Annotated in this window: 8 protein-coding genes; 3 read left to right on the top strand and 5 right to left on the bottom strand. The window is 60.4% G+C overall.

Translation table 11 applies throughout. From position 1 onward, the window contains the following. The first annotated feature begins 1,669 nt into the window (after positions 1-1,669). A complete protein-coding gene (locus tag ACLBWL_RS03515) occupies positions 1,670-3,010 on the top strand; it encodes a tyrosine-type recombinase/integrase (protein WP_447790271.1) in 1,341 nt (446 codons plus the stop codon). Between the two features lie 43 nt (positions 3,011-3,053). Beyond that, positions 3,054-3,716 carry an SOS response-associated peptidase family protein gene (locus tag ACLBWL_RS03510; protein WP_447791973.1) on the top strand — a complete coding sequence of 221 codons (663 nt, stop codon included), beginning with the start codon at positions 3,054-3,056 and terminating at the stop codon, positions 3,714-3,716. Between the two features lie 62 nt (positions 3,717-3,778). On the opposite strand, the gene ACLBWL_RS03505 is transcribed toward ACLBWL_RS03510, so the two are convergent. Then, positions 3,779-4,675, bottom strand: a complete 897-nt coding sequence (locus ACLBWL_RS03505) for a DMT family transporter (protein WP_447790269.1) — start codon at positions 4,673-4,675, stop codon at positions 3,779-3,781. Positions 4,676-5,150: 475 nt separating this feature from the next. Next, complete coding sequence (locus tag ACLBWL_RS03500; RefSeq protein ID WP_447790268.1) at positions 5,151-8,078, bottom strand: hypothetical protein; 2,928 nt, start codon at positions 8,076-8,078, stop codon at positions 5,151-5,153. Between the two features lie 461 nt (positions 8,079-8,539). Here ACLBWL_RS03500 and ACLBWL_RS03495 point away from each other — a divergent pair, with 461 nt between their 5' ends. After that, positions 8,540-9,670: a hypothetical protein gene (locus ACLBWL_RS03495; RefSeq protein ID WP_447790267.1), complete on the top strand. Its 1,131-nt coding sequence runs from the start codon at positions 8,540-8,542 to the stop codon at positions 9,668-9,670. A 138-nt stretch (positions 9,671-9,808) separates the two neighbouring features. Here the strand turns inward: ACLBWL_RS03495 and ACLBWL_RS03490 are convergent, their stop codons facing one another. The 3 genes from ACLBWL_RS03490 to ACLBWL_RS03480 all read right to left on the bottom strand — a co-directional run bounded on the left by ACLBWL_RS03490 (position 9,809) and on the right by ACLBWL_RS03480 (position 12,780). Then, entirely contained in the window at positions 9,809-10,735 is a 927-nt protein-coding gene (locus ACLBWL_RS03490; protein ID WP_447790265.1) for a hypothetical protein, read from the bottom strand. Positions 10,736-11,089: 354 nt separating this feature from the next. Next, positions 11,090-12,358: a Y-family DNA polymerase gene (locus ACLBWL_RS03485; protein ID WP_447790263.1), complete on the bottom strand. Its 1,269-nt coding sequence runs from the start codon at positions 12,356-12,358 to the stop codon at positions 11,090-11,092. Further along, a complete protein-coding gene (locus ACLBWL_RS03480) occupies positions 12,355-12,780 on the bottom strand; it encodes a LexA family protein (RefSeq protein WP_447790261.1) in 426 nt (141 codons plus the stop codon). Before ACLBWL_RS03480 ends, ACLBWL_RS03485 begins: the two co-directional genes overlap by 4 nt. Between the last annotated feature and the right edge of the window lie 44 nt (positions 12,781-12,824).

Here is a 12,824-nt window from a genome sequence, read left to right as displayed (position 1 = left end):
CAGCGCATTTTTAATCTGTAAGGACGAATGGATCCGTTCGGTAACCAGAGCTTTGCATGGACCGCGTACGGCACAGCTCATGCACTTAGTTCGGGAAGCGACCTCACGATTGTTTCGAACGATTTTCGTTTGCTCAGCAGGCTTTGCGTGCCGCAAGAACGTTTCGATCCTGCCGAAACACGGACGACCTATCAGAGGCGGCATACTAAGGACATTACCACGCTTGTCAGTCCTAACGTCCGCTGCAAGCATCACATGCCTGATGGGCGGTAGCCGAGTCTTGGGACCCCAAGGATTCACGCCACCCCAATGATGCACTTCTTCTTCAAAGCTTGAAAATACAAACCTACCGTCGATAGGTAGTGGATTGATAATTGCGTCCGAGCTCTTAGAGCTTACTCGTAACATATTTATAGCAAATCGCTTTGCCGCTATTTTTTCTGCAATATTCATTTCATGTTACGTAATTGTTCATCTATGGACGATTGCGAGAAAGCTTTCGCCACTTGCTCGCGAAGGTACTCAGAGCAACGAGAGCAATTCTCAACATGTTCGCAATGGAGGGATGCCGCAGTCGATTCCCTTGCAGCCTCAGGTGATGAGACCGCAGATGCGGAAAAGGCCCTGTTAAACGCGATCGCAACGGACTGAATAGCGAAGCTGGGCGTGTTCAACCGCGGGCGATCGCCTCTGCTCCTGTCAGCGATGGTAATTTGGACACGCCGTGTGCAGGGCTCGAGGGCCATCTCTATTAAGAGGTTCGCAAAAGGCAGAGCCGGCAACTCTACAGTGATCGGATGTGAGGATGTGTTTTCCATGCGGCAGCCCACTACCGACGGAATGTGTGTTTTTCAACACGCATTATTAAAAAATTGAAGGGCCTCCGGTTTCGTCGGAAGGGCCCGCTAAAATCGTCCTGATCGCGTCATGATCCTCAGCCGACAGCCCAGTGGTTCCTATGGTAGGTCGCAGGGACCTGATCTGCGCTACGGCGGGCACCTCGTGCACCGACAGCCATCGCTCACTGGCATACCTGTCCCTCGCCACCTCCCTCATCACGAATTTCTGCTCAGAATTTAAGCTGTCGAGAGTCCCCCCAGCTATAGCCTCAAGGCTTGTCACCAATTCACCCGCGTCGCTCCGAGCGGTATCGGAAGCGGTTATCTCAGACCAGTCAATGTCAGGTAGTCGCTGCTCCAACACGGCCAGTAGAAACTCGCGTTTGTCGATCCCCAGGAGGTCAGCAAACTGCGCGGCGCGCTCGAGTGGTATGGGAACCCTTCCGAGAGCCATATGGCTCAGTACTACAGACTGTTTGTAACCCAGCTGCCTCGCAAGCGATCGCTGACTTAACCCCTGCTCGTTCGCGGCATTGGCGAGACCGGCGGCCAGCAATCTCGCAGCGGCGCTATCTCGGTAAGCTGCGTCGACGTCCGGCTTTTTCACTACGCTCTCCATCAACATGCACCTAGCAGTTCCCACTCGACAGGTAACACCGTGTGTTTTATAACACACACATGACCTCATGTAGCGAACTAGCCGGCAGGATCAGAAAGGCAGCGCGAAACCGCTCTCGTCTTCATTTGGACCCCTGCCATGTCCGCGTCCTCATGGACCCGAGACTGTACTCAATCATATCAATCATGGAAGCTGAAGAGCTTAACGCCTTATGCCAGCAGGACAACCACGCAGCCGCAGGACCAAGACCACGTCTGCCAATCGCCATGAACTCGGCGCCTATTGGCTCTGGTATCGCGCCGATCGAGACGATTGGGCCATCTGCTGGTATGCCAGCTCAGCAGATGGACGGGAGCGTCGGACTTGCCGCAAGTCGATCGGCATTGGCGGCGGTGACGCAAGTCACCCGCCGAAAGCAGCTCAAGACGCCCTAGCCGAACACTATCTCGCGACGCAGAAGCCCGTTGAGGCGCCGATCGCTCAAGTCTACGTCGAAAAGCTGATGGCCGACTGGCTTATCAATCATGCGCAGCCAAACCTTTCTGACCCAGTGCGGTATGCCAATGGAGTGGCGCACTGGTTGGCGTTTTTCGCGGATGAACGCGCGACTGGTCGCCTTCACGGGCCACCAACCGTCGCCGACATCAACTCCGCTCTCGTCGAGCGCTTCCACGCATGGCGTGCGCGACAGGGCGTCAGCGGCCACACCATCGCACGAGATACCGCCGCGCTCCGCCAGCCTTTGAATTGGGCCTGGAAGCGCAACATGATCGCCTCGGCCCCCTTCGTCCCGGACGTCAAGCACAAGGCCGAACCCCGCGACCTCGTCTACAGCGTGGAACAGGTCGCTCGGTTGCTGGAAGCCGCGTGGTCGCTGGAAGATCGCCAGCACATCCATATGTTCGCCATGATCATGCTGAGCACCAACGCTCGGGTCGAGGCCGTTCTCGAACTCGACAAGGACCAGCAGGTTCGGGATGGGCTGATCTACTTCAACGCACCCGGGCGTCAACAAACCAAAAAACGGCGCTCGATCGTTCCAGTCTGCCCTACGCTCGCGCCGTGGCTGGAGCTCTACCAAGGCCGAGCGATTCAGTGGCAGAAACGACATCTCGACCGAAGCACGGGCGAGCCGTGGTTCGAATACCTTCCCACAGACAGCATCAAGACCGCCTTCAACAAGACGCTGATTGCGGCTGGCATCTGCCATCAAGCCATCGATGACGAAGACTCTCCGATATGGCTGCCACCGCGGCGCAAGCTCGGCGAAACCGCACCGAGGCCACAGCTCGTCGGCTTGGGATCACCGAACACTCTTCGCCATACTACCAGCACAGAGATGCATCGACGCGGCGTGCCAGAAGCGCAGATCGAAACCGCCGCCGGTCACCGCGGCACTGGGACCAACAATCGACATTATCGCCATCTGCGACCGGAATATCTGACTCAATTCATCGACGGCGTCGAGGCGTTCTGGAGCGACGTAGGAAGGCTGACCAAGGTCCATTTGGTCAACCAGCGCAAACCTATCGTATTCGACCTAGCCGCCTGATCCCAGGCTTGTTCCCTGTCATGCCATGTTGCAACGTCCCGGCATGTGCAACCGAGCAAGATTCGACGGGGAGCCCGAGACACTAACGGAGCGGTTCGGCGCCGGTTGGCTGACCGCCAAGCCGATGGACAACCGCTTCAATCCGAAGGAGCTTTATCCTAAAAGCCGCGCCTACGTGGTCCGCGAACAAGGCGGCCGGCGCGGCCTCGACGTGATGCACTGGGACGTCACCGCCGGACAGGCGCCTTGGCCAATGACCAATGTCCGCAACCTTGGGTTGCCGCAGTGGAAGGCGCTGGCTGCAAGACCCGAAAATCGATGCCTGATCCCGCTGACCGAGTTCTGCGAATGGACGCCAAAGCCGATCGACCGCGGCGATGGTAAAAAGCCGATCAAGGGCGAGATGTGGTTCGATGTCATCGATCAGGACATCTTCGCGATCGCCGGGTTCTGGCGTCAGATCGGCGACGAGCGCTATTTCGCTATGGTCACCTGCGATCCGAACGCATTGGTCGCGCCGATCCATCCCATGGCCATGATCACAATCCTCCACAACGACGATCACAACCGCTGGCTAACCGGCGACTATACCGACGTGGTAGCGCTCCAGCAGCCATACCCCGCTGATCGAATGACCGTCCGAGGTCCGGTGTTTCCCACGCGAACCGCCGCCGCGGGACGCGCCGCCGCAGCGACGCTTATCTAACCAACAATCCACGGTAGGCCACATACTGAATTAGCACTGCCCACCGAACAGGCTCCAAGGACCTAGTCTAGCGACAGACCATGCGTCGCATCGGCAACATGAATGGCATCCACACGCTCACCCCTAACGACGACGATGCTGCCGAGGACGATCAACACGCCGCCGAGCAGGAGCGGCCACCCTGCCGGATCGCCGAACACGCCAATACCGAGCGTGGCGCCGACCAAGGGCTCGATGTTGATGAACACGCCCGCACTAGCGCTGTCGACGCGCGTCGCGCCGTATTGCCACGCCGCGGTCGCCATGAAGGTCGATAGCAGCCCCTGCCCCATGATCCCCGCCCATGCCGACGTGCTCAATTGGAGCGGCGGGGCCCCGTGGAGGAACAACGCGATCGGCAATATCGTGGCGGTTGCAACGACCAGCGTCACCGCGGGAACGGCCATCGCCGATCGCGTGGCCGGCACGCGCTTTAGAACCAGCAGCCAGGCGAGAAAGATAAGCAGCGACAACAATGACAGGGCGATGCCAATCGAAGTCCCCGCGCCGCCCGGCTTCCCCGCGATCAGCGCAGCCCCAATAGTGGCCGCTGCCACCCCTATCCAAGACGCGCGGCTTACGCGTTCGCCCATCAGATGCGCAGTTACCGCAATCAACGCCGGCATCGCCCCGACCAACAGAGCGGCGAGCGTCACGGTGACACCCGCCAAACCCTCGAACTGGACGATGAAGGCAAGACCGTAGAACGCCCCCGCCAACAACACCGACGGCGATCTGAACAATGCGCGCGCCTCGGCACTTGCCAGCGCGAAAGGCAAGGCAGCGATGGTGGCAACGGCAAAACGCAGCAGCACCATATGCGCAGGCTCAACTTCGCGAAGCACAAACTTACCAAGCGGGAAGCCGAGGCCCCAGAAAAGGCCCGCAATCGCGAGAGCAAGGAAGGCAAGGCGGTTCATCTAGCCTCGCTGACAGAATCTTCGCTTGAAGGCGATAGGGCCGTTCTAATGCCGAGCTACGGTCGCGATTTCCACAACCACCGCGGACATAACGTCACTGCCATGACTACCTCTTTCGACGATACGGCCGATCTTGATCACGTAGTTCGAGAAGATTTCTGCCCGACCACTTTCGGGTAGCTGGAAGCGATAGCTACCGTTCAGGATAGTCGCCGGAGCGGCGGCTAGCGACCATACACGGTCGTTCCGGCGGCGACCTCTGAATGGCAGTTCTTGGTGAACCCGGTCATTAGTTTGCCTCGAACCGGACGATCGGCATCGCGCCCCCACATCCAGACGTTGAGTTGGTCCACGCTGACGATTGGAAGCTGCCATAGAGGCCCGCTAAGGCGCTTATTACTTCGCTTCTTCGCGGAGGGTCCGGCAAGCCGAGATTTGCGTCGCGCCAGTTGGCTAGGTGATCGACCGGACACGGCTAATCGTTTCGTACCGGTCGAAGCGCTGTTGCCAGAACGCCTCGACTAGAATTCACCTGCACGATCACCTCGACCGGCACCCCTTCGAATAGCTCCTTTACGTCGCTGGCCTCCACGAGCCTTCTCGACAGGTAGGCGTCATCACCATTCGGGAGCGTCGCGAAGCCGAAACCGCTCTCCCAGTTATAGAACTTGATCCGTGCCCCGACGTAAGCACCCCCGTCATCAGGCGCTGGCTCGACCGAGCTTATCGAGATCGCTTGAGCCTTGCCCTCCTTGCCGGGGCCGACGTCGCAGATGACGACTGATCCCGGAGTCGGAACGTCGAGCATGCGATCACGGAAAAGGCGGGTCGCAACGTAAATGTCCTCGCCGCCACCGGGATCGGCCAGAAACCCATATCCCTTAGCGCCGTCTATCCATTTCACCGTGGTCCGGACCTGATCGCGGGTGCCGTCATACACCTCCATCATACCGCCTGCGGCAGGTCGTCCGGACACGGCCTGTTCGATCCATCTAGCGCGAAGATCCGCCCGGAGCTGCTGCTGGCTCGCGAACATCGGATCACCCGGCTGAATCAGGAATGCAAGGTCTTCAGTGAGACAGTAGTCGATGAAGATCCTGCAGACGTCGCCCCACTGCTCGCCGCGCATCGTGCCGCCGTTCTTGATGACCTGCATCTGGTCGACCGTCGTCTCGGAGCGGATCGGTGTTGCGAACGCCATTTGCCCTACGTAGACCGCGTCGCGCAGCGCCATTTCGTAGTGCATCCTGCCGGGGCTAGTGACGGCGAAGCGCTGCTGGTCGGCGATTTGAGAGTCGCCCTTCTCGAACGGGTCGATCAGCCCGTTTGCGAGCGCCCTCGACACTGTGTCGCGCACCGCGTCTTCGCCTGCGCTCATGGCGCTGAGATACCCTTGGATGTGCTCGTAAGCGACGTAGCCCAGAGAACTGTTTGAGGCCTCCTCCCCAGACTTATCGATTAGGAGCCGTAGGAGACTCAGCGTGAGGAGCGGACTCGAGGGAAAGTCCGCGGAGGTCTCGAACGCGTTGCGGACGTAGCCGTGTTTGGTCCCATCGAACTGGTTGTAGTCGCCTCCGATCAGCGCCTGAACGAACTTGCGATGTTTAATCGGCACCGATCTCCCGCCCTGCTGCAGATACGATGCCACGAGCTCGTCGATACTGAGATAAGGCGAGGTAATCGTGTCTCTGGTCAACTCCAGCGTGCGGAGCAGGTTGTGGTTGGTCAGCCAGCCGATCCGCCTGGAGATGAAATCCTCATTGATAAAGAGCTCCTCGACGCACGCTGCGAAAGCGTTGATGTCGGCGAGCTTCAGTCCGATGCCCTTTGCAAGAAAATACTTCGCGCGCCCCTTTTGGGGCATCGAGTTGTCGATGAGATAGCGAATGCGCTTCTCTAAGACCTCCTTAGTCGGTGGCGTGGGAAGATAGAAGATCTTCCCGTCGGTCGCGCGCAACGGCCCCTCGCGCGACATGCGCCATATCGTGCGGTCTGATACCGGCAGTATCACAAGGCAGAGCGGGACCTGTCGTTTCAGCGTCTGCGACCACTCAAAGACCGCCTCTTGGAAGGCCACGCTGCGACTGTCAGCGTTGTCGAACACGAGGATGGGCAGCAACTTGCGGCTGTTTACTACGTTCGCCAGCGAGCGCGCGACGTAGGAAAACGTGTCGGCGCGCGCAGCCGCGTGGAGAAATTCGCCGAACTTCTCCTTGAAAGCGTCCTTGTCGCGTTCGTAGAGGGGCCGAAACTCGCCCTCGCTTTGGCGCTGGTATTCGTCAAAATAGAGGCCCAGCAAGTCATCGTATTTCGGATAACCGCTGGCATAGAGCTGCTGCTCTATCTCCGCCTTGACCGAAGTCGTTACGTTGACCGGAGCAAGCGCCGGATCGTCCAGCACCAGGCCGAGATTGATTCGGACGACCAGACATGTTTCCTTGAGAGACTTTTCGAGCACATCCTCAAAGAATCTCGTGATGAACGTCGTCTTGCCGGCGCCCTCGCCTCCGGCGATCAGCACGTTCTCGCTGCGGCCGGTCTCGATGACGGCGTTGATCCGGTCCACAATCTGTCTCCCGGTGTCGGTCGGCAGCACGGTGATGCCCGAGGAGATCGTCCCGATCATTTTCTGCAATGTCACGTCGGCCGTGCGGCTTTCACGGGTTTCGACGAAGCACTGACGACGAAGCTCCGGGTCGTTGACGCCAGATAGGTCGCCGAAGAAGCTTGACAGTACAGGCTCGAGCTCCCGCGCCAACTCGCTCTTCGGCAGGAGCCGAAGAGCGTTCGGCCTGTTCACGCTGAGCATCGGTTCGAAACGCTTGGCCGACACGCCGTCGAGCTTCGCGAAGTGCGTTCGGTAGATCTTCTGTGAGATGCCCTCTTTGGAAAAGAGATCGTAAAACGTTGCGAACTCACTCTGAATCGAAGTCAGATTCGGAAACACGATGGCTTTGTATTCCCGGAAGGATCTGCCGCTGCGGCGCAATGCCATGAACGCAATCCAGACCGTGCCGCTGGTAAGGGCGGCGAATTCGACCCCGTGCTCGAGGCAGTAGTTCGCTGCCTGTGAGAAGCCGTCCGCGGCGGACTTTAGCGCGGGACCGGCAATCTTGTATCGTCCGAGCTTCGGATCAGCCGTATCGATTGGCAGCTTTCCGATGCGCTTCGCCTCGATAACCAGCGCCGGCGTGCCGCGATACTGCACGAGATAGTCCGTATAGCCCGACGTATTATGCCGCTCCATCCGGAAGTCATCGTGCGTCCAACCGAGCGCTTCGATAAGCATCCGGTCGATTATCTGAAAGCGTGCGTCGGCCTCCGTCTCAACTGCACCGAGCCTGCCGCCGATGTCCTCTACCAGCGCCGCGAGCGGCGCCTCGAAAGCGTCAACGTCCATCATCTCCCCCCGCACATCAACTTTGACATTCTTTAGCGATAGTCGAGCAGTCTGTCGCATGCCGGATGCCGTCCACGGCCATCTAAAAGAACGTCCGGTTCGTATGCCTAGGAATTTAGAAGCGTCCAGTCCGCTACCGGCTTAGACTCTCGCCTGCGTGCGGTCTCCGCTTAGCGAGGCGATTGCGTCCGCTTTCGCCAACAGTTGTCGTTCGCACTAGCCCGCGCGAACGGCAGGAAAGTCCCAGTTCCTGCCTTCCAGTGTCGACCAGACATGGCCTTTCGCGGTCTAGGCAGTCAAAGGCAGCGTGTGCCGAAACCCGTCATTCGAGTCGGAGAGCGCCGCGAGCAGAGGGCCCGGTCCCGCCTGTGAGTTTGGTATACGCCGACATTTCCCATCTTGGTTGTCGGTGGTGCTGTAAATGTTGGTCGCGCGGCCAGCACTGATCTGACAGGATCATGGCCATGAGAAACAACCCGTTTGGATTGCCTGAAACCGCTGTAGATCGCTTCCTTCGCGAGGAGCGTGAACGTGCCAATATGTACAAGGATGTCTTCGCCGGTGGCGCGGTTGCTGAGGCGATGCGGGCAGCGACTGTTCCCGACAGGCTGTTTCGCGGGGTGGACTTCGACAAGCCTAATCGCGGTATACTCGACACGCTCGAACGAGACCGGAAGGGGCGCGAACGCTACAAGGAACTGACCAGCACGGCGTGGGCTCTGTCGGTGACCGAGACGGCGCGCAGCATCGCCCAGCGCAGCACGGGCCTTGTAGAGCAGCAGCGGCTTCTGTCGTCGTCAGTAGTCGATACGATGCGAGCGTTCGACGCAAACCGATCGACCGTGGCGACCGCGTTGGCCGCCGCGCGCGCCGGCAACAGCTATCGCCGGATGATCGAGGACATGTTCCCGAAGATGACGGGGTTCGGCGCCATCGCCGAGCGGATGCGCCTCGTCGATGTCATGACGCTGCACGCCGGCGAAGGGGTGGTCGCTTCCGCCACCGCGCTTGCTGCCGAGATGGTCTTGGAAACGCAGCGAATCACCGCAGCGATCGCGGCGGCACCGACCGAGGATGAGGGCGCGGCGCTCTTCAGCGAGCTGTTCGAAAAGGTAACCGCCTATGTGGCGACGCTTGGCCCCAAGACGATCGCCGAGCTCAATACGATGGGGCTCATGCAGTGGACTGCGTGGCTATTCGGCTTTCTGGGCTTCGTGCTGGCGATCGTCGCGTTGATCCCGAACCCCTCGGCTGAGCAGCAGAGCGCTATCACCGAGCTCACCCAAAAATATGAGGTGCTGCGCCAGGAAGCCGACCAGCTGAGCGAAGCGGATGCGAAGGCGAGCGAGGAATTCCTCGACGCCTTGCCGCGCGCCGAGATCGTGCGTGACGCCCCCCTCCGCCGCAAGCCAGAGCGGGCGGGCGAGGTGGTACTGCACATGCAGGCCGGTGATGCCGTTGTTATCGAGAAGGCCCAGGGACGCTGGCGCTTGGTCGTCTTCCGCGATCCGCTGTCGAATCAGCTTTCGCGTGCTTGGGTTTATCATACCGCGCTCAACCCTCTCGCCGACGCGCTCGACGTGAGCGGCGACTGAGGCGCGAGGTGGAGCGGCGCCGGGCGGCGCCGCTTTGCAGGGAACGGGCTCCGCCCATATGGCGAGACCAGGAGTCCGCTCTCCAAGGAAGGTTTTCCCCTTCTGTTGCCGACTCGGGCGCCAAGCCTGAAGAAGAGATCAGGCCGCCCAAGAAGGGCTTTCATAGATTTCGGCATAGTCGGCTTTCACGCAGTTGATCCCGACCCCTTCAAGGAAAAAGAGCTTGCCGGCCTCGGACGTGTCGTCGACCTCGGGGGTATAGACATACCAAGCGGGATGGGCGCGCTCGGGGAATTTACGGAAATAGCGGGCGCGCTCGATAAGCAACCAGCGCAAAAAGACTTCGGCCTCGGTGAGGCCAAGGCCGAAGATCAGCAGCGGCTTGTTGAACATGAGATGGACCCAGGTGCGGGCCCCGTCCCAGTCGGGCCGGTTCTTGGCGTTGAAAAGGTTGACCTCGCCGCGGTGGAGCCAAGTGCGGGCGCGTTGGACCGACCCCATATAGTGGCTGAGGCCGAGGCGGATGCTCCGCCGGTAGCGGCGCATGCCGTTGATGTGCCAGATGCCGAAGCCATCGCAGGGATCATCCAGTAGCTGGTTGGCGAAGCGACAGCTCCATGGATAGAAATCGGTGAAGGGCAGCTCGGGCGGCTTGATGAAGTCGCACCCGGCGGCTTCGCTTAGTACTTCTTCAAAATTGGTAGTCAGGACCGGCACGCCATGGCGCACCGCCCAATTCATGATGGTATGATGGTGCCGGAGCGGCTCCCAGCGTTCCATCAAACGGCAAAATTCGGCTTGGAGGTTGAGGGTTACGTTCTGATCATCGTCGTCGGCGGTCGGGCTACTGCGTTTCATTTCAAGCACATCGTAGAACTCGGTCAGCGCGGTGCCCTTAGGGACACTGGGCACTTCGACGGCGCAACGGCGGGCGATCTGAACGAGCAACCGTTCCCAGGAGTTGCGATTGCCTGCGCCGTGGATGTTGATGCCGTTGCCGATCACCAGGGCGAGGTTGTCTCGTTCTTGGTTGAGCAAAGTCCTGAAGCTGCGTCGTTCCGGCATCGCGGTCCCCTCGAGTACACTTGTAGCAAAGCGCGACCGCCGCGTCTCAGGTAGAGAGGTCTCCGTGTCAGCTGTTCTTGTTCTCGTCGCCATGAGCTGACGGTCGGCTTCCGACCCCGTCTCAGTCGGCCCATGAGATCAGAGGTGCGATCGCTGAACGTCGATAGTTGATGAGACCCGCCGTTCGCCACGTTGCCGGTGAACGGCAGAAATGTCCCAATTCCAGACGGTGAGGACACATGAACCAACGACCGCTTTCGTGACCGGAATCGAAAACGTTAAACAGCGAGGATTGGGCGTTAGTGAACGGCAGCCCGTAACGGTTTGTCGCAATGCTAAGTTCGTACCTTGACCTCATGCGCGGACCATCGGGACGTCGGCAATCTTTGTCGTCCATGCAGGCGATCGCATCTCCGACCGCAGCTTCCACTCGCGCTTGAAGCCCTGCGTACCAGTCACCGCCGTCCATGTGCCGAACTTGCCGTTGATCGCGTCGAGGGCGCCCATCAGGCGGCCGCGTTTCACCGTATCCGCTTCGAACAGAGTCCGCGGTCGCTCGTCTTCGGGAAGGAGGTCATCGAGCAGGATACCGGCCTTGGTATAGGCATAGCCGTCGCGCCATGCCTTTTCCGCCGCGCGCCGTGCAGCCGCTATCAATTCAAAGCTATCGCTCGACATGGGATGGAGCGTGACGGTGCGCGACCCGCCATATTGCGGTCGGTCCGGCTTGTTCCGATTGGTGTGAAAGAAGGCGGTCAGCCGCCCCGCGACGAGCCCGTGCATCCGCAGCTTCTCGCCGGCGCGCAGCGCATATTGCGACAATGCGCCCATCATCCGATCAAAGTCGCACACTGGCGTGCCGAACGAGCGGGTGACCGCCATGCCCTTCCGCCGGGGCGCGACGGACTCGACAGCGTCCGACGGCACGCCGCGCAGTTCGGCGACCAGCCGCTCGAGCACAACCGTGCCGACGGCGCGCGCCTGTTTCATCGGCATGTCGCGCAGCGCGCCGGCCGTGTGGACGCCGAGCCCGGTCAGCTTTCTCGCGGTGGCGCCGCCGACGCCCCAGACGTCTGCGACAGCGAAACCGTCCATGACCTGTCGGCGAACGGCTTCATCGCGTAGGTCGGCGACACCCTCGAACCGGACGTCCCTCTTGGCCGCGGCATTCGCCAGCTTTGCCAGTGTCTTTGTTTCGGCGATACCAACGCAGGTCGGTATCGTGGTCCAGAGACGAACCTGCTCCCGCATCGCATGCGCGTGGACGACGAGGTCCCTGCCCTCGAAGCCTGCGAGATCCAGAAAGGTCTCGTCGATCGAATAGATCTCGAAATCGCGCGCGAAGGATTCGCAGGCGGCGATGACGCGGCGCTGCATGTCTCCATACAGCGTGTAGTTCGAGGAGAGGACGCGGACACCGTGCCGGCGGACCACATCGCGCAGGTGGTGGATCGGATCCCCCATCTTGATGCCGAGCGCCTTAGCCTCAGCCGAGCGGGCGATCGCGCACCCGTCATTGTTCGACAGCACGATGACCGGCACGCCGACGAGGCTGGCGTCGAACGCACGCTCGCAGCTCACGTAATAGTTGTTACAGTCGATCAGCGCGATGGGCGCGCTCATGGCACCTTGCGCGCCACGCCGACCACGACACCCCAGATCTCGACATATTCGTCGACGAGGATGTGCGGGAAGCCCTCGGCTTCGGGCACGAGCCAGTGCCGCCCATCCATCTGCCGAAGCCGTTTCAGCGTCCGCTCGCCGTGCACCAGCGCGACGACGATCGCGCCGGCTTTGGGTCGCTTGGCACGGTTCACGACGATCAGATCGCCGTCGTTGATCCCGGCGCCCGCCATCGATCGTCCTTCGACCCGCATAATGTAGCTGGCAGCGGGATGCTCCACGAGCCAGGCGCCGAGATCGATCGGCTCCTCCATGTCGTCCTGCGCCGGTGACGGAAACCCGGCCGGCGTGTGACACAGGAAGAACGGGACCTCGCGCGGCACCAATGCGAACGGTATTTCGTGGAGCCTCAAGCTGCTCATGGGACGATTCCTTTTCCGGCCCGCCCTTTAGACCTGAAGAACAG

The organism is Sphingomonas sp. M1A8_2b (genome assembly GCF_053345535.1).
Note: the sequence above shows the minus strand (reverse complement) of the source record. Positions and strands in the feature narration are given on the sequence as shown.

Bases quoted from the DNA above. Each gene is read 5' to 3' on its own strand.
- ACLBWL_RS03505 (WP_447790269.1), bottom strand. From the start codon at position 4,675: ATGAACCGCCTTGCCTTCCTTGCTCTCGCGATTGCGGGCCTTTTCTGG.
- ACLBWL_RS03515 (WP_447790271.1), top strand. From the start codon at position 1,670: ATGCCAGCAGGACAACCACGCAGCCGCAGGACCAAGACCACGTCTGCC.
- ACLBWL_RS03500 (WP_447790268.1), bottom strand. From the start codon at position 8,078: ATGATGGACGTTGACGCTTTCGAGGCGCCGCTCGCGGCGCTGGTAGAG.
- ACLBWL_RS03495 (WP_447790267.1), top strand. From the start codon at position 8,540: ATGAGAAACAACCCGTTTGGATTGCCTGAAACCGCTGTAGATCGCTTC.
- ACLBWL_RS03510 (WP_447791973.1), top strand. From the start codon at position 3,054: ATGTGCAACCGAGCAAGATTCGACGGGGAGCCCGAGACACTAACGGAG.
- ACLBWL_RS03480 (WP_447790261.1), bottom strand. From the start codon at position 12,780: ATGAGCAGCTTGAGGCTCCACGAAATACCGTTCGCATTGGTGCCGCGC.
- ACLBWL_RS03490 (WP_447790265.1), bottom strand. From the start codon at position 10,735: ATGCCGGAACGACGCAGCTTCAGGACTTTGCTCAACCAAGAACGAGAC.
- ACLBWL_RS03485 (WP_447790263.1), bottom strand. From the start codon at position 12,358: ATGAGCGCGCCCATCGCGCTGATCGACTGTAACAACTATTACGTGAGC.